The sequence below is a fragment of the Variovorax sp. AB1(2024) genome, assembly GCF_037482385.2.
GTDB lineage: Bacteria > Pseudomonadota > Gammaproteobacteria > Burkholderiales > Burkholderiaceae_C > Variovorax.
In genome coordinates this window covers 758,595-775,304 of record NZ_JBBHKP020000001.1, presented here as the reverse complement: position 1 = coordinate 775,304, position 16,710 = coordinate 758,595, and the positions used below count along the sequence as shown (strand labels likewise).

The 16,710-nt window shown below is 69.1% G+C and carries 16 protein-coding genes; 8 read left to right on the top strand and 8 right to left on the bottom strand.

What is annotated here, in order from left to right:
- The first annotated feature begins 20 nt into the window (after nt 1-20).
- Nucleotides 21-1,487, top strand: a complete 1,467-nt coding sequence (locus tag WIX39_RS03785) for a PLP-dependent aminotransferase family protein (RefSeq protein WP_409194545.1) — start codon at nt 21-23, stop codon at nt 1,485-1,487.
- An 83-nt stretch (nt 1,488-1,570) separates the two neighbouring features.
- Complete coding sequence (locus WIX39_RS03780; protein ID WP_409194544.1) at nt 1,571-2,656, top strand: catalase family protein; 1,086 nt, start codon at nt 1,571-1,573, stop codon at nt 2,654-2,656.
- Between the two features lie 5 nt (nt 2,657-2,661).
- Here WIX39_RS03780 and WIX39_RS03775 read toward each other — a convergent pair whose 3' ends face one another.
- The gene (locus tag WIX39_RS03775) at nt 2,662-3,717 is read right to left on the bottom strand and encodes a sugar phosphate isomerase/epimerase family protein (RefSeq protein WP_409194543.1); all 1,056 of its coding nucleotides are present in this window, start codon (nt 3,715-3,717) and stop codon (nt 2,662-2,664) included.
- A 140-nt stretch (nt 3,718-3,857) separates the two neighbouring features.
- Between WIX39_RS03775 and WIX39_RS03770 the strand changes: the two genes are divergently transcribed.
- Both WIX39_RS03770 and WIX39_RS03765 read left to right on the top strand, forming a co-directional pair.
- Complete coding sequence (locus WIX39_RS03770) at nt 3,858-4,748, top strand: gamma-glutamyl-gamma-aminobutyrate hydrolase family protein (protein WP_081268691.1); 891 nt, start codon at nt 3,858-3,860, stop codon at nt 4,746-4,748.
- A 58-nt stretch (nt 4,749-4,806) separates the two neighbouring features.
- On the top strand, nt 4,807-5,151 hold the full coding sequence (locus WIX39_RS03765) for a hypothetical protein (protein ID WP_409194542.1): 345 nt from the start codon (nt 4,807-4,809) through the stop codon (nt 5,149-5,151).
- 87 nt (nt 5,152-5,238) lie between these two features.
- Here the strand turns inward: WIX39_RS03765 and WIX39_RS03760 are convergent, their stop codons facing one another.
- Both WIX39_RS03760 and WIX39_RS03755 read right to left on the bottom strand, forming a co-directional pair.
- Nucleotides 5,239-6,111 (bottom strand): N-formylglutamate amidohydrolase, encoded by an 873-nt coding sequence (locus WIX39_RS03760; RefSeq protein ID WP_106936352.1) that lies wholly within the window; start codon nt 6,109-6,111, stop codon nt 5,239-5,241.
- A gap of 13 nt (nt 6,112-6,124) precedes the next feature.
- Nucleotides 6,125-7,087 (bottom strand): tripartite tricarboxylate transporter substrate binding protein BugE, encoded by a 963-nt coding sequence (locus WIX39_RS03755; protein WP_409194541.1) that lies wholly within the window; start codon nt 7,085-7,087, stop codon nt 6,125-6,127.
- Nucleotides 7,088-7,199: 112 nt separating this feature from the next.
- Here WIX39_RS03755 and WIX39_RS03750 point away from each other — a divergent pair, with 112 nt between their 5' ends.
- Nucleotides 7,200-8,120 (top strand): LysR substrate-binding domain-containing protein, encoded by a 921-nt coding sequence (locus WIX39_RS03750; protein ID WP_409194540.1) that lies wholly within the window; start codon nt 7,200-7,202, stop codon nt 8,118-8,120.
- Between the two features lie 20 nt (nt 8,121-8,140).
- On the opposite strand, the gene WIX39_RS03745 is transcribed toward WIX39_RS03750, so the two are convergent.
- Nucleotides 8,141-9,127, bottom strand: a complete 987-nt coding sequence (locus tag WIX39_RS03745) for a tripartite tricarboxylate transporter substrate binding protein (protein ID WP_409194539.1) — start codon at nt 9,125-9,127, stop codon at nt 8,141-8,143.
- 3 nt (nt 9,128-9,130) lie between these two features.
- The gene (locus tag WIX39_RS03740; protein ID WP_081268696.1) at nt 9,131-12,091 is read right to left on the bottom strand and encodes a DNA topoisomerase III; all 2,961 of its coding nucleotides are present in this window, start codon (nt 12,089-12,091) and stop codon (nt 9,131-9,133) included.
- Nucleotides 12,092-12,270: 179 nt separating this feature from the next.
- Here WIX39_RS03740 and WIX39_RS03735 point away from each other — a divergent pair, with 179 nt between their 5' ends.
- The 3 genes from WIX39_RS03735 to WIX39_RS03725 are packed head-to-tail and all read left to right on the top strand — an operon-like array spanning nt 12,271 to nt 13,971.
- A complete protein-coding gene (locus WIX39_RS03735) occupies nt 12,271-12,894 on the top strand; it encodes an SET domain-containing protein (RefSeq protein WP_409194538.1) in 624 nt (207 codons plus the stop codon).
- A 2-nt stretch (nt 12,895-12,896) separates the two neighbouring features.
- Nucleotides 12,897-13,709 (top strand): biotin--[acetyl-CoA-carboxylase] ligase, encoded by an 813-nt coding sequence (locus tag WIX39_RS03730; protein WP_409194537.1) that lies wholly within the window; start codon nt 12,897-12,899, stop codon nt 13,707-13,709.
- Between the two features lie 13 nt (nt 13,710-13,722).
- Nucleotides 13,723-13,971, top strand: coding sequence for a sporulation protein (locus tag WIX39_RS03725; RefSeq protein ID WP_409194536.1), 249 nt, complete (start codon nt 13,723-13,725; stop codon nt 13,969-13,971).
- Nucleotides 13,972-13,980: 9 nt separating this feature from the next.
- On the opposite strand, the gene WIX39_RS03720 is transcribed toward WIX39_RS03725, so the two are convergent.
- The 3 genes from WIX39_RS03720 to WIX39_RS03710 form a co-directional block, all read right to left on the bottom strand.
- Nucleotides 13,981-15,423: a sensor histidine kinase gene (locus WIX39_RS03720; protein WP_081268700.1), complete on the bottom strand. Its 1,443-nt coding sequence runs from the start codon at nt 15,421-15,423 to the stop codon at nt 13,981-13,983.
- A 37-nt stretch (nt 15,424-15,460) separates the two neighbouring features.
- Nucleotides 15,461-16,135: a response regulator transcription factor gene (locus tag WIX39_RS03715; RefSeq protein ID WP_081268702.1), complete on the bottom strand. Its 675-nt coding sequence runs from the start codon at nt 16,133-16,135 to the stop codon at nt 15,461-15,463.
- 72 nt (nt 16,136-16,207) lie between these two features.
- Entirely contained in the window at nt 16,208-16,693 is a 486-nt protein-coding gene (locus WIX39_RS03710; RefSeq protein WP_106936359.1) for a MarR family winged helix-turn-helix transcriptional regulator, read from the bottom strand.
- Nucleotides 16,694-16,710: the final 17 nt, after the last annotated feature.

Below are 16,710 nucleotides of genomic sequence, written 5' to 3'. Positions count from 1 at the left end.
AACCACAATCGGCGAAGTTCATGGAACCACTTTTCGAACTCGCCATCCGCCTGCCAGGCGCCGGCTCGCGCGAACTGCTGCGCGAAGTGCACCGGCAGTTGCGCGGCGCCATCCTCGACGGCCGGCTGCAGCCCGGCGCGCGCCTGCCGGCCACGCGCGCGCTGGCCGAGCGGCTCGGCGTGTCGCGCAACACCGTGCTCGCGGCCTACGACCTGCTGCTGAGCGAGGGCTACCTGCTGGCGCGTCCCGGCGCCGGCACCTACGTGGCCGACATCCTGCCGGCCTCGCGGCGCGGCCGTCCAGCCCGGCCCGCCCGGGGCATGGCGGCCGGGCGCGACCCCCGGCTGGTGCCGCTGCACGTGCCCGGCGCCGATCTCGCGCCGACACTGCAGCCGCAAGCCGCGCGCGACGACTTCCGCGTCGGCCTGCCCGACGTGAGCGCCTTTCCCTTCGACATCTGGCGCCGCCTGTCCGACCGAGCGCTGCGCCGCGTCGCGCGGCAGACCGCCGACTATGCCGACCCGCAGGGCCAGCAGGCACTGCGCGAGGCGATCGCGCGGCATGTGTCGTTCACCCGCGCGGTGGGCTGCACCGCCGGCGACATCGTCGTCACGGCCGGCGCGCAGCAGGCCTTCGGGCTGCTTGCGCGCATCCTGGTCGTGCCGGGGCGCACCGTGGTCGCGGTCGAGCAGTTGTTCTATCCCTCGCTGCGCGAAGCGATGCTGGCCGCGGGCGCGAAAGTGGTCACCGTGCCGACCGACACCGAGGGCCTGTGCGTCGAGCGCATTCCGCCAGAAGCGCGCGTGATCTGCGTGACGCCGTCGCACCAGTTCCCCACCGGCGTGGCGATGTCGCCGCAGCGGCGCGCCGCCCTGCTGGCCTTCGCGCGGGCACGCAATGCGGTCGTGGTGGAAGACGACTACGACAGCGAATTCCGCTTCGCCGGCCGGCCGCTCGATGCACTGCAGACGCTGGACCGCGCCGAGTCGGTGTTCTACGTCGGCACTTTTTCCAAGAGCCTGTTCCCCGCGCTGCGCCTGGGCTTCGTGGTCGCGCCGCCATGGGCCCGCGCGGCGCTGGTGCGGGCGCGCGAACTCGCCGACTGGCACGGCCCGGTGCTGGGGCAGGAAGCACTCGCGGCCTTCATTGCCGAGGGGCACCTGGCCCGGCACATCCGCAAGATGCGCAAGCTGTACGGCGCTCGGCGCACCGCGCTGCTCGACGCGCTGGCGCGGCACGGCGGCGGGCGGCTCGAGGCGATTCCATCCAACGCCGGGCTGCACCTGTCGGCCTGGCTGCACGGCCCGACGCGGGCCGACGTGGTGGTCGAGCGCGCCGCGGCGGCCGGCATCGTGCTGCCGCCGCTCTCGCGCTTCGCGCTCGATCCGCACGCGCCCGACGTGCCCAACGGGCTGTCGTTCGGCTACGGGCTGATCGGCGAAGCGCAGATCGACGGCGCCATCCAGCGCTTGGTACAACTGCTGTAAGCCCGCCCACGCAGGCATTCGAGCGCACGCGATGGCGTCGCGCTCCTACAGCCGTTGCGCGGGCCACTGCGCTCAATCGAGGCATGAACACGACCGCACTCTCTTCAGCAACCCCCGTGCGCTACGACCCCGCCGTGGAAACCTTCCGCGACGACGAGGCGCAGACGCAGACCGACCTGGTGGCCACGCTCGTCGACATGGAGAAAACCATGGCCGACCACACCGGCCATGCCATGCGCGCGGTGCACGCCAAGAGCCACGGCCTGCTGCGCGGCGAACTGAGCGTGCTCGACGGCCTGCCCGAGACGCTGGCGCAGGGCCTCTTCGCGTCGGCGCGCCGCTACCCCGTCGTCATGCGGCTGTCGACGCCGCCCGCCGAGGTGCTCGACGACCGAGTCTCGCTGCCGCGCGGCATGGCCCTGAAGGTGCTCGGCGTGGAAGGTCCGCGCGTCGACGGTGCCGAAGGCGGCTCCACGCAGGACTTCCTGTTCGTCGACGGACCGGTGTTCTCCGCGCCCGACGCCAAGGGCTTCCTGCGCACCCTGAAGCTGCTCGCGGGCACCACCGACAAGGCGCCGAACGCCAAGCGCGTGCTGTCTGGCGTGCTGCAGGGCGTGGAGAAGGCGGTCGAGACTTTCGGCGGCCAGAGCGGCACGCTGATCGCACTCGGCGGCCATGCGGAGACACACCCGCTCGGCGCCACCTTCTTCACGCAGGTGCCGATCCGCTATGGCGCCTACATCGCCAAGCTGCAGCTGGCGCCTGTTTCCCCGGCGCTGCTGGCGCTGGAGAACGCGCCGCTCGACCTCGCGGGCAAGCCCGACGGCACGCGCGAGGCGGTGGCCGACTTCATCCGCGCGAACCCCGCCGTGTGGGAACTGCGCGTGCAGCTGTGCGTGGACCTGGAACGCATGCCGGTCGAAGACGCATCGGTCGAATGGCCGCAGGCGCTCAGCCCGTTCATTGCCGTCGCGCGCATCACGGCCGATCCGCAGGAAGGCTGGAGCGAGGCGCTGGCGCGCGAGATCGACGACGGCATGGCCTTCAACCCCTGGCATGCGCTGGCCGCGCACCGGCCGCTGGGCAACGTGATGCGCGCGCGCAAGGCGGCGTATGCGGCTTCGTCGGACTACCGCAGCGAGCGCAACGGTTGCCCGCTGCACCGCTGAAGATTTCAGCCCAGCCCGAGCATCCGCCGATTGGCCGCCACGTCCACGCCGCCCGCGGCGAAGTCGTCGAAGGCCCGGTCGGCCACGCGGATGATGTGGTCGGCAATGAACTTCGCACCCTCGCGTGCGCCGTCTTCGGGGTGCTTGATGCAGCACTCCCATTCCAGTACCGCCCAGCCCGGGAAGTCGTACTGCGCCATCTTCGAGAAGATGGCCTTGAAGTTGACCTGCCCGTCGCCCAGCGAGCGGAAGCGCCCGGCGCGGTTGATCCAGCTCTGGAAGCCGCCGTACACGCCCTGCTTGCCGGTCGGGTTGAACTCGGCGTCCTTCACGTGAAAGATCTTGATGCGCTCGTGGTAGTGGTCGATGTAGGCCAGGTAGTCGAGCTGCTGCAGCATGAAGTGGCTCGGGTCGTACAGCAGGCAGGCGCGCGGATGGTTGTTCACGCGCTCCAGGAACATCTCGTAGCTCACGCCGTCGTGCAGGTCTTCGCCGGGGTGGATCTCGTAGCCCACGTCCACGCCCGCCGCGTCGAAGGCATCGAGGATCGGCCGCCAGCGGCGCGCGAGCTCGTCGAAGGCTTCCTCGATGAGTCCCGGCGGGCGCGGCGGCCAAGAATAGAGGTACGGCCAGGCCAGCGCGCCCGAGAAGGTCGCATGCGCCGTGAGGCCCAGGTTGGCCGATGCCTTGGCCGCCAAGTGCAGCTGCTGCACCGCCCATTGCTGGCGACTGGCCGGATCGCCGCGCACCTCGGGCGCCGCGAAGCCGTCGAAGCCCGCGTCGTAGGCCGGGTGCACCGCCACCAGCTGGCCTTGCAGGTGGGTCGAGAGCTCGGTGATCTCCAGGCCGTGCTTCGCCAGCGTGCCTTTCACTTCGTCGCAGTAGGTCCTGCTTTCGGCCGCCTTCTTCAGGTCGAACAGGCGGGCGTCCCAGCTGGGAATCTGCACGCCCTTGTAGCCGAGCCCGGCGGCCCAGCCCGCAATGCCGTCGAGCGTGTTGAACGGTGCCGTGTCGCCCGCAAACTGGGCGAGAAAAATGGCCGGACCCTTGATTGTCTTCATCGGTTTGTCTTCCTTGTTCGTGGGCGTCGCGTTGAAAGCATACTTGGCGTGTCGTCCGACCCCGTGCGAGAGGCCAACGAGCCACAATGGATTTTCCTTTTCGCATCACCCGTCCGGTTCGCTCCGTCGACAGTCCCGCGATGACACAACCTGTTTCCGCCCGGCTCAAGATCGGCCTGTCCGCCTGCTTCTCGCATGCCGACCCCGCCCGATCGCTCTTCACCAACAAGACGCTGCAGTACGTCGAGCAATCGATCGCGCACTGGCTCATGTCCGCCGGCGCCATGGTGGTGATGGTGCCCTGCCCCACCGGCGAGACCGCGCGCGGCGACACCAAGCTGTCGCATTACGCCGAATGGCTCGACGGGGTGGTGATGCACGGCGGCGCCGACGTCTGGCCCGGCAGCTACGGCGAGGTGCCGCTGAAGGACGCATGGATCGGCGACCGCATCCGCGACCTCTACGACCTGGCGCTGGTCGAAGCCTTCGAGCAGGCCGGCAAGCCCATCTTCGGCGTGTGCCGCGGGCTGCAGCTCATCAACGTGGCCTTCGGCGGCACGCTCTACCAGGACATCGAGGCGCAGCACGGGCACCCCGAGACGCTCAAGCACCGCGACCCTGTCACCTACGACCAGAACTTCCACCAGATCGAGCTGGTGCAGGGCACCCGGCTGTCGAAGCTCTACCCCGACCTGAAGACCGCGCGGGTGAACAGCATCCACCACCAGGGCGTGAAGGACATCGCGCCCGGCTTCGACATCGAGGCCTGGAGCCTGCCCGACCGCGTGCCCGAGGCCATCCGCCGCCGGGCCGACCGCGGCCGCAGCTACATCGCCGCGACCCAGTGGCACCCTGAATTCCACAAGTACGGCAGCACCGAGACGGTCGACGACACGCCCATCCTGCACGACTTCCTCTGGGCCTGCGCCACCGCGCGCGTGGCGCCGCGCACGAGCAGCATGCGCGGCATGCCGGGGCGCATCCGCAACCGCGCCGCGCGCCTGCTGAAGCAGGCACTGCTGCGGCGCTGAGGCCGCGCTCCCATCACCATCCGCGAGACCGCGGCCGCTGCGGGAGATCGTCGATGCGGTGATCGACGCGCAGGTCGAGGCGCACCGCGAGATGTACGACCGTTTCGTGGCCGAGTGGGTGGGCGTGCTCGAGGCCGCCTCGGACGTGGCGGCCGACGGCCCGAAGAAGGGGCGTGGCGCGCTGAATCAGCGCGAGCTGTTCTTCGTGCCGGAGACGCCGGCGTCGATGGTGCCGAACACGGTGACGCCGCTGCCGCCCGTGGGTGCGGCGGCGCTCGATGCATTGGCGCTGCCGGCTGAGCCGGTGCCCGCGCAACCCGCGACGAGCGCGCCCATCGCGACGGCAAGAACGGCTGCAATGAATGGCTTCACTGGAAACTCCAAGAGGTGTGGTGGGTCATGACCGTTTCCACTATAGGCCGCCGGCCTGGCCCCTCGTGTAACAACACACCGGGGCCGGCAGGGTTGTTGTTGCCCCGCGGCGGGCCGCTCAGCGCGGGTCCGTCGCCAGCAGCATCTCGACCAGCGAACGCAGGTGCCCCTGCAGCCGCTCGGCGCCGGCCTCGTCCAGCGCCAGCGTGGTCTCGTCCATGTAGAGCTTGCGGTTGATCTCCACCTGGATGCTGTGCCGCTGGCCGGCCGGGTCGCCGTTGCGGCGCACCAGTTCCACGCCCTTGTAGGGGTGGTTGTAGTCCACGCTGTAGCCGAAGCCGCGAAGGTGCTCGCAGATCTTGCGCGACAGCGCCGGGTCGGCGGTGCTGCCGTCGCGGTCGCCGATCACGAAGTCGGCATGCGCCAGGCCCGGGAAGTCGGTGGCATGGCTGGCCGCGATGGCCGGCATCGAGTGGCAGTTGATGTGGATGCTGTAGCCGTGGCGCGCATGCGCCTCGTCGATGGCCTGCGCCACCGCCGCGTGATACGGCCGCCAGCAGGTGTCGATGCGCTGGCGCACCTCTTCCACCGGCAATTGCCGGTCGTAGATGGGCAGGCCTTCGTCGGTGAGCTTCCAGATCAACCCCTTGCCCAGGCGCACCTTCGACAGCACGCGCGGGTCGGTGGAGACCGGGTCGGTCCACTCGCCCTGCAGCATCGTGGTATCGATCTCGGTGGTGTCGCGGTTGGCGTCCAGGTAGCTGCGCGGAAAGTGCGCCTCCACCCAGGCCACGCCCATCGCCGGGGCGAAGGCGTAGAGCTTTTCCACGTGCGTGTCCTCGGCGCGGCGCAGCGTCGCGAGGTCGCGCACCGTGCCGAAGTCCTCGGGGTAGACGGTGCCGCTGTGCGGGGAGTCCAGCACCAGCGGCGTGTGCCCGGCAACGCTCGTCACCTGGGCGCGGGTTTGAATCAGTTTCAGGACTGGATGCATAGGCAGGCCGGGCTCAGTCCAATCGCACGCGTGCGAATTCGGCCACCTTCTTCATCTTGTCGATCTCGCTGGCGATCTGCTTGGTGAACTGCGCCGGCGTGGTGCCCGATGCGTACAGGCCCTGCAGCGCCAGGCGCTCGCGCACCGAGGGGTCCTTCAGCGCGGTGGCCACGGCCTGCTGCATGCGCAGCACCAGCTCGGCGGGCGTGCCGGCGGGCGCGATCATGCCGAACCACGAAGGATCGTTGTTGGCCGGATAGCCCAGCTCGCCGTAGGTGGGCACGTCGGGCAGCACGTCGAGGCGGCCGTTCCACGACACGGCCAGCGCCTTCAGCTTGCCCGCCTTCACGTGCGGCAGCGAGGAAGCCACCTGGTCGAAGTACACCGGCACTTCGCCCGCGAGCACGTCGTTGATGGCCGGGCCCGCACCGCGGTAGGGGATGTGCACCATCGAGGTTCCGGTGCTGCTCTTGAACAGCTCGCCCCACATGTGGCCGATAGTGCCGTTGCCCGGCGAGGCGTAAGACACCTTGCCCGGGTTGGCCTTGAGGTACTTCACCAGCTCGGCGAAGCTGGCCACCGGCAGCTTCGCCGGGTTGATGACGATCACGCCCGGCGCCTTGACGATCTCGGTCACGGCGGCAAAGCCCTTGATCGGGTCGTACGGCAGCTTCTGGTACACGGCAGGGTTCACGCCGTGCGTGGACAGGGTGGCGATGCCGAAGGTCAGGCCGTCCGGCGTGGCGCGGGCCAGCTCGGCCATGCCGATGGAGCCGCCGGCACCGGCGCGGTTGTCGATGACCACCGGCTGCTGAAGGATCTTGGCCACGGGCTCGCCGAGCACGCGCGCCGTGATGTCGGTGGCGCCGCCGGGCGGGAACGGAACGACCAGGCGAATGGGCTTGCCCTGGGCAAAGGATATTCCTGGAAGGATGGAAGCAGCGGCCAGCGTGGAGATGAAATGACGACGTTGCATGGGGTGGATTCCAATGTGCATTGAGTGAGAAGGAGCGATTTCGCCTCACTTCAGAAGCAAAGGATAGACCAGCTAACATTCTGATCTGGAATGTTTTAATGGGCATCCTGCCATGTCGCTGCGCCGTCTCAATCCTCCGCTGAACCTGCTGCGGGCCTTTTCCACCGTGGTGCGCTTCGGCGGCGTCTCGCGCGCGGCCGAGGCGCTGCACCTCACGCAGGGCGCGGTCAGCAAGCAGGTGCAGGAGCTCGAGCGCTGGATCGGCGCGCCGCTGTTCGAGCGCAACCGCAAGCGACTGGCGCTCACGCCGGCCGGCGAGCGCTACGAGAAGACGGTGCGCTCGCTGCTCGCGCAGCTGGAGGCGGCCACGCTGGAGCTCATCACCAGCGGCGACGGCGGCGGCGCGCTGCACCTGTCCACCCTGCCCACCTTCGGCGCCAAGTGGCTGATTCCGCGGCTGCCCGACTTCCAGCGCGCCCATCCGCAGATCACGCTGCATTTCGTGCCCTTCGTGCACGGCTACGACTTCGAGCGGCCCGAGCTCGACTGCGCCATTCTTTTCGGCGACGGCCACTGGCCCGGCGCGCAATCGCACTACCTCGCGGGCCGTGACGTGGCGCTGATCGCGCCGCGCGCCGCGCAGGCCGAGGTCGCCATCCGCACGCCGCAGGACGTGGCGCGCTGCACGCTGCTGCGCCACGTCACGGTGCCGCAGTCGTGGCTGCACTGGAGCGAGACGCACGGCGTGCGCGGCCTCGACCCGCTGGCCGGCCCGCAGTTCGACCAGTTCCAGACCATGATCCGCGCGGTGATGGTCGGCATGGGCGTGGCGCTGGTGCCGCGCTGCCTGGTGCAGGACGAGATTTCCGCGGGGCTGGTGGACGAGCCGCTGCCGGGCGGCGGCTACCGGGGCAACGAGGGCTACTGGTTCTGCTATCCGGAAGGGCGCGGCCAGCTGGCCACGCTCGATCATTTCCGCAGCTGGCTGCTGGCGGAGGTCGACCGCGCCAAAGAGGCGCAGGCGCCCGCCTGAGCCCTGCTAGGTCGAACGGCTCATTCGGGCTTGGCGCCCGAAGCCTTCACCGCGGCGCCCCACAGGCGGATCTCGCTCGCCACGAAGCGGTCGAACTCCGCCGGCGTGGTGGGCGCCGGTTCGGAGCCGCGCTCGCGGATGAAGCGCGCCATCTGCTCGCTCTTGAGGATGTCCGTCACCTCGTGGTTGAGCCGCTCGACGATCTCGGGCGGCGTGCCGCGCGGCGCCATCAGGCCGAGCCAGCCCACCGCCTCGAAGTTCTTCGTGCCGGCCACGCCGCTTTCGGCCACGGTGGGCACCTCGGGCAGCTGCGACGAGCGCGTGGCCGACGTGACCGCCAGCGCCACCGCCTTGCCCGACTTGATGTGCGGCAGCGCGGCCGTCACCGAGTCGATCATCAGCGGCACCTGGTTGCCCAGGAAGTCCGACTGCGCCGGGCCGCTGCCGCGGTACGGAATGTGCGTGATGAACACATGCGCGGCCGACTTGTACATCTCGCCCGACAGATGCTGCGTGCCGCCGATGCCGGCGCTCGCGTAGCTCAGCCGGCCGGGTTCCGCCTTGGCGCGCGCGGTGAGCTCGGCCAGCGTACGGATGCCGCTCTCCGGCGTGGCCAGGAACACCAGCGGCACCTTCGCGATGAGCGAGATGCCGGCCAGGTCCTTGCGCGGGTCGAAGCCCGGCTTGGCGTAGAGCGTCTGGTTCACCGCCATCGCGCTGCCCGCCACCACCAGCGTGTAGCCGTCTGGCTGCGAGCGCACCACGAACTCGGTGCCGATGTTGCTGCCGGCGCCGGCCTTGTTGTCGACGATCACCGGCTGGCCCAGCCGCCTGCCGAGCTGCTCGGCCACCGCGCGGGCGAAGATGTCGGTGGCCTGTCCCGGCGGGAACGGCACCACCAGCTTGACCGGCCTGTCGGGCCACGCGGCGGCATGCGCCATGCCGGCGCCGCCCAGCGCCGCGACGGCCGCCAGGGCCGCGCTCGCTGCGAAGTGTCTGCGCCGCATGGCTCAGGTCGCCGAGAGGTGCTTGCCCACGATGCCCGCGAGTTCGAACATCGTCACCTGGTCCTTGCCGAACACCGGCTTGAGCTTGGCGTCGGCATTGATCGCGCGCTTGTTGGTCGCGTCCTGCAGGCCGTTGGCCTTGATGTAGTCCCACAGCTTCTTGATGACCTCGGTGCGCGCCACCGGTTCGGCGCCGATCACCGCGGCTAGCGAGTCGCTGGGCTTCAGGCCCGCGCCAGGCTTGCGCGGCGCGGCGGCCTTCTTCGCGGCCGGTGCCTTCTTGGCAGCGGGCGTCTTCTTCGCCGCCACCTTCTTGGCGGCCGCCGTCTTGCCCGCGGGCGCGGCCTTGCCGAAGGTCTTGCGCGGCGGGAACTTGCTGCCGCCCTCGCGCGGTGCAAATTCGAAGGTCACCTTGCCCTCTTCGGCGTTCCAGGTCAGGAAGGCCTTGAAGGCGCGGCGCGTGCGCATGCTCACGAACTTGTCGAGCAGGTCCGTCTTGCCGGTGGCCAGCAGCTTTTCCATCTGCGCGCGCTCCACCGGCTGCTGCAGGATGATCTTGCCGGTCTTGAAGGTGCAGGTTGGCGTGGGCTGTGCATTGGTCGGCACCGACTTCTCGCAGACGTAGTTGCTGCCGTGCTCGAACACCGGCGCGCCGCACACCGGGCACGGGCCCACGGTGTCTTGGTCGCTGAAGTCGACGATCTCGCCGGTGTCGGCGTTCTTGTCGTCGCCGAAGTCGAACTCCAGCTTCCAGTTCTTCGCCTCGTCGTCGAACTTGATGACGATCTCGGAAGTGAAGGGCCAGCCGGCCTTGGAGCGGAAGCCCTCCAGCGGGCCGATGTGCTTGTCGCGCAGCAGCGCCTCGGCCTCGGCCACCTCGAAGGTGCGCCCGGCCGGCGACTTGCCGAACGAGAAGCCGCAGGCGTCCTCGCCGGTGCCGCTTTTGCCGGTGCAGGCGTAGCGGCGGTAGTTCTCGCGCACGATGCCGCCGCAGTTGGGGCACGGCGTCTGCAGGGTGGCGTAGTCGCCCGGCACGGTGTCGCGGTCGTATTCCTTCGCCTTCTTGACGATGTGCTCCGTCATCTCGGCGATCTCGCGCATGAAGGCGTCGCGGCTGAGCGCGCCCTTCTCCATCTGCGCGAGCTTGTATTCCCACTCGCCGGTGAGCTCGGCCTTGGAGAGTTCTTCCACGCCCAGGCCGCGCAGCAGCGTCATGAGCTGGAAGGCCTTGGCCGTGGGAATCAGCTCGCGGCCTTCGCGCAGCATGTATTTCTCGGTGATCAGGCCTTCGATGGTGGCCGCGCGCGTGGCTGGCGTGCCCAGGCCCTTCTCCTGCATGGCTTCGCGCAGCTCGTCGTCGTCGATGGTCTTGCCCGCGCCTTCCATCGCGCCGAGCAGCGTGGCTTCGGAGTAGCGCGCCGGCGGGCGCGTCTTCAGGCCCTTGATGTCGGCGGACTCGGTCTTCACGATCTCGCCCGGCTTCACCGGCACGAGCCGCTTGCCGTCCTTGTCGTCTTCCTTCTCGTCGTCCTGGGCTTCCTTGCCGTAGATGGCGAGCCAGCCCGGCTTCACCAGCACCTTGCCGTCGGTGCGGAAGGGGTACTTCCTGCCGCCCTGCTCCACCGTGCTGATGCGCGTGGTGACCTGGTATTCGGCGCTCGGGAAGAACACCGACAGGAAGCGGCGCACCACGAAGTCGTACAGCTTCTGCTCGGCCTCGCTCAGGCCGCTGGGGGCCTGCAGCGTCGGGATGATGGCGAAGTGATCCGACACCTTGGCGTTGTCGAAGATGCGCTTGTTGGGCTTCACGTAGTTGCCGTCGACCGCCTGCTTGGCGAACGGCGCCAGGTGCTTCATGCCGCTGTTGGCGAGCATGCCCATGGTCTGCTTGACGACGGGAAGATAGTCTTCCGGCAGCGCGCGCGAATCGGTACGCGGGTAGGTCAGCGCCTTGTGGCGCTCGTACAGGCTCTGCGCCAGCGCCAGCGTGGTCTTGGCGCTGAAGCCGAAGCGGCCGTTGGCCTCGCGCTGCAGCGAGGTCAGGTCGAACAGCATCGGCGAAGCCTGCGTGGTGGGCTTGCTTTCTTCGGTGACGGTGGCGGGCTTGCCGCGCGAGGCGTCGGCGATGGCGCGGGCTTCCTGCTCGTTCCACACGCGGTCGGCGCGCTGCTCGGGGTCGGGTTCGCCGTTGGCCAGCAGCGGCGCGTTGGCTTTCTTCCAGTCGGGGTTGAACCACTTGCCGGGGTACTCGCCGGCCTCGGCCGCGAAGCTGCCGTGGACTTCCCAGTAGTCGCGCGAGACGAACTTGCGGATCTGCTCCTCGCGCTCCACCACGACGGAGAGCGTCGGCGTCTGCACGCGGCCCACGGTCGTGAGGAAGAAGCCGCCGTCGCGCGAATTGAATGCGGTCATGGCGCGCGTGCCGTTGATGCCCACCAGCCAGTCGGCCTCGGAGCGCGAGCGCGCGGCGTCGGCCAGGCCCTGCATCTGCTTTTCGGTGCGCAGCGCGTCGAAGCCGTCGCGGATGGCCTGCGGCGTCATCGACTGCAGCCACAGCCGCTTGACCGGCTTGTTCAGCCCCGACTTGCCGCCGGCGTACTGCTCGATCAGGCGGAAGATCAGCTCGCCCTCGCGGCCCGCGTCGCATGCGTTGATGAGCTGCGTCACGTCCTTGCGCTTGGCCTGCTTGACCACCGCGTTCAGGCGCGTCTTGGTCTTGTCGACCGGCTTCAGGTCGAAGTGCGGCGGAATCACGGGCAGGTTGGCAAAACTCCACTTGCCGCGCTTGACGTCGAATTCCTCGGGCGCCTGGATTTCGACCAGGTGACCGACAGCGCTGGTCACGACATAGCTGTCGTTCTCGAAATGCTCGTCATGTTTGTCGAATTTGCCGGCCACCGGCGTGAGGGCGCGGACGATGTCCTGCGCCACCGACGGCTTTTCTGCGATTACCAAGGTCTTCATCAACAATTCCTAAAAAGTTCTCAGGCCGCCGCCGAGCCGCCTCAAGGCGGCCTGCGGCCCCCTCGGGGGCAGCGACGACACGCAGTGCGGGAGCGTGGGGGCCACATACAATCTGCGGCTTCCCGCGTGCGCACGCGCACACGCGCATGTGTGCATATTCAAACTAACAGACTTCGGCGATGCCTTCCAAAACCCCACTTTCCGCCGGTCGCCGAATCCAGATGCGGCGCTCCGATGTCCACGGCAACGGCGTGTTCGCGGTGCAGGACCTGGCCGAAGGCGAAACGCTGATCGAATACAAGGGCGAGATCATCAGCTGGAAGGAAGCGCTGCGCCGCCATCCGCACGACCCGGCCCAGCCCAACCACACCTTCTACTTCCACATCGACGACGGGCGTGTGATCGACGGCAACGTCAAGGGCAACGACGCGCGCTGGATCAACCACTCGTGCGAACCGAACTGCGAGGCGGACGAGGTCGATGGGCGCGTTTATATCAAGGCGCTGCGCAACATCGCCGCAGGCGAAGAGCTCAACTACGACTACGGCCTGATCATCGACGAGCCGTACACGCCGAAGCTTCTGTCCGAATTCCCTTGCTGGTGCGGCTCCGAGCAGTGCCGCGGCACGCTGCTGACGCCCAAGGATGAGGACGAAGAAAAGAAAAAGAAGAAGAAAGACAAAAAGAAAGCCGAGAAGAAGAAGGCCGAGAAAAAAGAGGCCGAAAAGAAAGAAGCCAAGAAGGCCGAAAAGAAGGCTGAAAAGAAAAAATCCGCCAGGAAGGACAAGTCCGGGAAGGACTGAACATGGGCAGCACCACCGCCGACTGGTTCGAAGACCGGATCGCCGCGGCGGTCGCCCCGCTGCTGCCCGGTTTCACCGTCGAGGCCGTGGCCGAGATCGATTCCACCAACACCGAACTGATGCGCCGTGCGCGCGCCGGACGTGTCGAGCCCGTGCTGCTCGTGGCCGAGCACCAGACGGCAGGGCGCGGCCGGCTGGGCCGGCCCTGGCAGAGCGCGCCGCGGCAGGAAGCCCCGGCCTCCCTGCTGTTCTCGCTGGGCCTGCCGCTGGCGCCCGCCGACTGGTCCGGCCTGTCGCTGGCCGTGGGTGTCAGCGTGGCCGAGAGCCTCGACCCCTCCGGCGCACACAAGGTCGGCCTCAAGTGGCCCAACGACGTGTGGGTCAACGACAGCAAGCTGGTCGGCATCCTCATCGAGACCGCACTGCCGTCCAGCGGCCGGCCCGATGCGTCGCGCTACCTTGTGATCGGCATCGGCGTGAACATCGGCGCGCGCGATGCCGACGGCATGCGCACCCCGCCGGCCTGGCTGCGCCAGTGGCGCCCCGATGCCAGCGCGCCCGAGGTGCTGGGCGAGCTGGCCCCGCCCCTCGTGCAGGCCGTGCTGGATTTCGAGGCGCGCGGCTTCGCGCCTTTCGCCGAACGCTTTGCCGCGCGCGACGTGCTGCGCGGCCGTGAAGTGGCGCTCAGCGACGGCACCACCGGCCTGTGCGAAGGCGTGGCCTGGGGCGGCGAACTGCAGGTGCGCACCGACGCCGGGCTGCAGCTCATATCGAGCGACGAAGTGAGCGTGCGCCCTCGCGGCATGGCGTTCTGACCGGCCGATCCGCATGAAGCTGCGTCTCCTGCTCGTCGTATTGCTGCTGGCCAACGCCGGCTACTTCCTGTGGGCGCGCGGCGATCTCGCCGGCTTCGGCCTGGCGCCGGCGGGGCTCAACGAGCGCGAGCCGCAGCGTCTCGCGCGGCAGATCCGGCCGGAGTGGCTGCAGATCCGCAACGACGCGAAGCCTGCCGGGCCGGCTCCGGCTCCGGCTCCGACCCCGGCCCCCGCAGCTGCCGCGCCCGCGCCCTCCCCCTGACCATCAGGCTCAAACGGGCGCCTCGGCCTCGAAGCGCACCGTGAAGAGCGCCCCCGGCGGATGCTTGCCGGGATGCGCATCCTCCAGCCTTACCTGCGCGCGGTGCTGGTTCGCGATCTCGCGCACGATCGGCAGCCCCAGCCCCGAGCCGTCGGCCTCGTTGCCGAGCACGCGGTAGAAAGGCTCGAACACCAGCTCGCGGTCGGCCTCGGCGATGCCGGGGCCGTTGTCCTCCACCTGCAGCAGCAGCACGTGGCCGAAGGGGTCTGCCAGCACGCGCACGGTGATCAGGCCCGGGCGCTCCGGCGTCGATGGCGTGTAGTTCAGCGCGTTGTCGACGAGGTTGCGCACCAGCTCCTTCAGCAGCGTCTGGTTGCCGTCGAACATCACGCCGGGCGCGCCCGCCTCGGCGCCGTCGTAGCCCAGGTCGATGCGCTTCTCGATGGCCCGCGGCACCGCCTCGCGCACCACCTCGATGGTGAGCCGCGCCAGGTCGCAGGGCTGGTGGTGCACGTTGGCGCTGTTGCCTTCGGCGCGCGCCAGCGACAGCAGCTGGTTCACCGTGTGCGTGGCGCGCTTGCTGGCGCGGCCGATCTGCTTGAGCGACTGCTTCAGCTCGTCGGCGTTGGCGCCTTCGCGCTGCGCCAGGTCGGCCTGCATGCGCAGGCCCGCCAGCGGCGTCTTGAGCTGGTGCGCCGCGTCGGCCAGGAAGCGCTTCTGCGTGCCGATGGAATCGTTGAGCTTGTCCAGCAGCTCGTTCACCGAAGACACCAGCGGCACCACTTCGAGCGGCACCGACGATTCGTCCAGCGGGCTCAGGTCTCCGGGGCGCCGTTCGCGGATGCGCGCCTCCACCACCGACAGCGGCTTGATGCCGCGCACCAGCGCCAGCCAGATCAGCAGCACCGCCAGCGGCAGGATCGCGAACTGCGGCAGCAGCACGCCCTTGATGATCTCGGCCGCCAGCACCGACTGCTTCTCGCGCGTCTCGGCCAGCTGCAGCAGCGAGGGCGGCACGTCGTCGCTGCCGCTGGCCAGCCACATCGAGGCCACGCGAACCGGCTGGCCGTGCACGTCGCTGTTGTGCAGGAACACCTGGTTGGGCGGCAGCGGCTCGTCGAGGCCGGGCTGGGGAATGTCGCGCTCGCCGCTCAGCAGCGTGCCGTGGCCGTCGAGCAGCTGGTAGTAGACGTGGCCTGCATCGTCGGCCCGCAGGATCTCGCGCGCCGACTGCGAGAGCACGAACTGCGTGTGCCCTTCCTTCACCGTCACCAGCTCGGCCAGCGCCTTCACGTTGTGCTCGAGCGCGCGGTCGAAGGGCGCGTTGGCGATGCCCTGCGCCACCAGCCAGGTGACGCCGATGCTCACCGGCACCAGCAGCAGCAGCGGCGTGAGCATCCAGTCGAGGATCTCGCCGAACAGCGAGCGCTGCGCGCGCTGGAACAGCTTCACCGGGCTCGCTCCCAGGCTTCGCGCATGAAAAGGGGCATCAGTTCTGGATCTTCTCGAGGCAGTAGCCCAGCCCGCGCACCGTGGCGATGCGCACCGGGCCCTTCTCGATCTTCTTGCGCAGCCGGTGGATGTACACCTCGATCGCGTTGAGGCTCACCTCCTCGCCCCATTCGCAGAGGCGGTCGACCAGCTGGTCCTTGCTCACCAGCCGGCCGGCGCGCTGCAGCAGCACTTCGAGCAGGCCGAGTTCGCGCGCCGACAGCTCGATCATCTTGCCGTCGATGGTGGCCACGCGGCCGGCCTGGTCGTACACCAGCGGGCCGTGGCGGATCGCGTTGCTGGTGGTGCCCATGCCGCGGCGCGTGAGGGCGCGCACGCGGGCCTCGAGTTCCTGCAGGCTGAAGGGCTTGGCCATGTAGTCGTCGGCGCCGTTGTCCAGGCCCTTGACGCGCTCTTCCACGCTGTCGGCCGCCGTGAGCACGAGCACCGGCAGCTGCGAGCCGCGCGCGCGCAGGCGCTTCAGGATCTCGATGCCGTGCAGGCTGGGCAGCCCGAGGTCGAGGATCAGCAGGTCGAATTCGTCATGGGTCATGAGCGCGGTGTCGGCCTGCGAGCCGTTGGCCACGTGGTCGACCGCCGCGCCCGAGGTGCGCAGGCTGCGCAGCAGGGCATCGGCCAGCACTTGGTCGTCTTCGGCAATCAGAATCCGCATATGCGCCACCTCCGGCCTGTTTGGGTGTCGGGCGCCCGGCGGCGCCGTCGACGTTTGTCTCTGCCTCGAAGTCTAGCCCGCTGTATAGGCTTCCAGTCCGATGGTTACCACGGTGGCGATGTCGTCGCCCACGCTGCTGCGGAACTCGCGCTCGGCCTGCGTCACCGCGCCGTGGAAGGCGTCGAGCCAGGCCAGCCCGTCGGCCGTGAACAGCACGCGCCGGGCCCGCGCGTCGAGCGGATCGGGGCCGCGCGTGACCAGGCCCCAGGCCTCGCATTGGTCCACCAGGGCGCCCATCGCCTGCTTGGTCATGCCGGCGCGCTCGGCCAGCTCGGTGAGGCGCGAGCCCTCGCGCGCCAGGTGCCGGGTGATGTGGATGTGCGCCGCGCTCACCTGCGCGCGCGCCGCGAGGTTCGACAACGCCAGCGGCACGTCGACGTCGTGCGCCATCAGCTCCAGCACGCGCTCGTCGAAACGGCGCATGGCGTGGCCCAGCAGACGGCCCAGGTGGGTCTGCCGCCAGGCGTCGGGATCGGTCGGAAAGGCGGTTTCGCTCATGCGCCAAATGGTAAAGC

Coding starts and splice junctions, on each gene's coding strand:
- WIX39_RS03785 (WP_409194545.1), top strand. CDS start 21: ATGGAACCACTTTTCGAACTCGCCATCCGCCTGCCAGGCGCCGGCTCG.
- WIX39_RS03780 (WP_409194544.1), top strand. CDS start 1,571: ATGAACACGACCGCACTCTCTTCAGCAACCCCCGTGCGCTACGACCCC.
- WIX39_RS03775 (WP_409194543.1), bottom strand. CDS start 3,717: ATGAAGACAATCAAGGGTCCGGCCATTTTTCTCGCCCAGTTTGCGGGC.
- WIX39_RS03770 (WP_081268691.1), top strand. CDS start 3,858: ATGACACAACCTGTTTCCGCCCGGCTCAAGATCGGCCTGTCCGCCTGC.
- WIX39_RS03760 (WP_106936352.1), bottom strand. CDS start 6,111: ATGCATCCAGTCCTGAAACTGATTCAAACCCGCGCCCAGGTGACGAGC.
- WIX39_RS03755 (WP_409194541.1), bottom strand. CDS start 7,087: ATGCAACGTCGTCATTTCATCTCCACGCTGGCCGCTGCTTCCATCCTT.
- WIX39_RS03750 (WP_409194540.1), top strand. CDS start 7,200: ATGTCGCTGCGCCGTCTCAATCCTCCGCTGAACCTGCTGCGGGCCTTT.
- WIX39_RS03745 (WP_409194539.1), bottom strand. CDS start 9,127: ATGCGGCGCAGACACTTCGCAGCGAGCGCGGCCCTGGCGGCCGTCGCG.
- WIX39_RS03740 (WP_081268696.1), bottom strand. CDS start 12,091: ATGAAGACCTTGGTAATCGCAGAAAAGCCGTCGGTGGCGCAGGACATC.
- WIX39_RS03735 (WP_409194538.1), top strand. CDS start 12,271: ATGCCTTCCAAAACCCCACTTTCCGCCGGTCGCCGAATCCAGATGCGG.
- WIX39_RS03730 (WP_409194537.1), top strand. CDS start 12,897: ATGGGCAGCACCACCGCCGACTGGTTCGAAGACCGGATCGCCGCGGCG.
- WIX39_RS03725 (WP_409194536.1), top strand. CDS start 13,723: ATGAAGCTGCGTCTCCTGCTCGTCGTATTGCTGCTGGCCAACGCCGGC.
- WIX39_RS03715 (WP_081268702.1), bottom strand. CDS start 16,135: ATGCGGATTCTGATTGCCGAAGACGACCAAGTGCTGGCCGATGCCCTG.
- WIX39_RS03710 (WP_106936359.1), bottom strand. CDS start 16,693: ATGAGCGAAACCGCCTTTCCGACCGATCCCGACGCCTGGCGGCAGACC.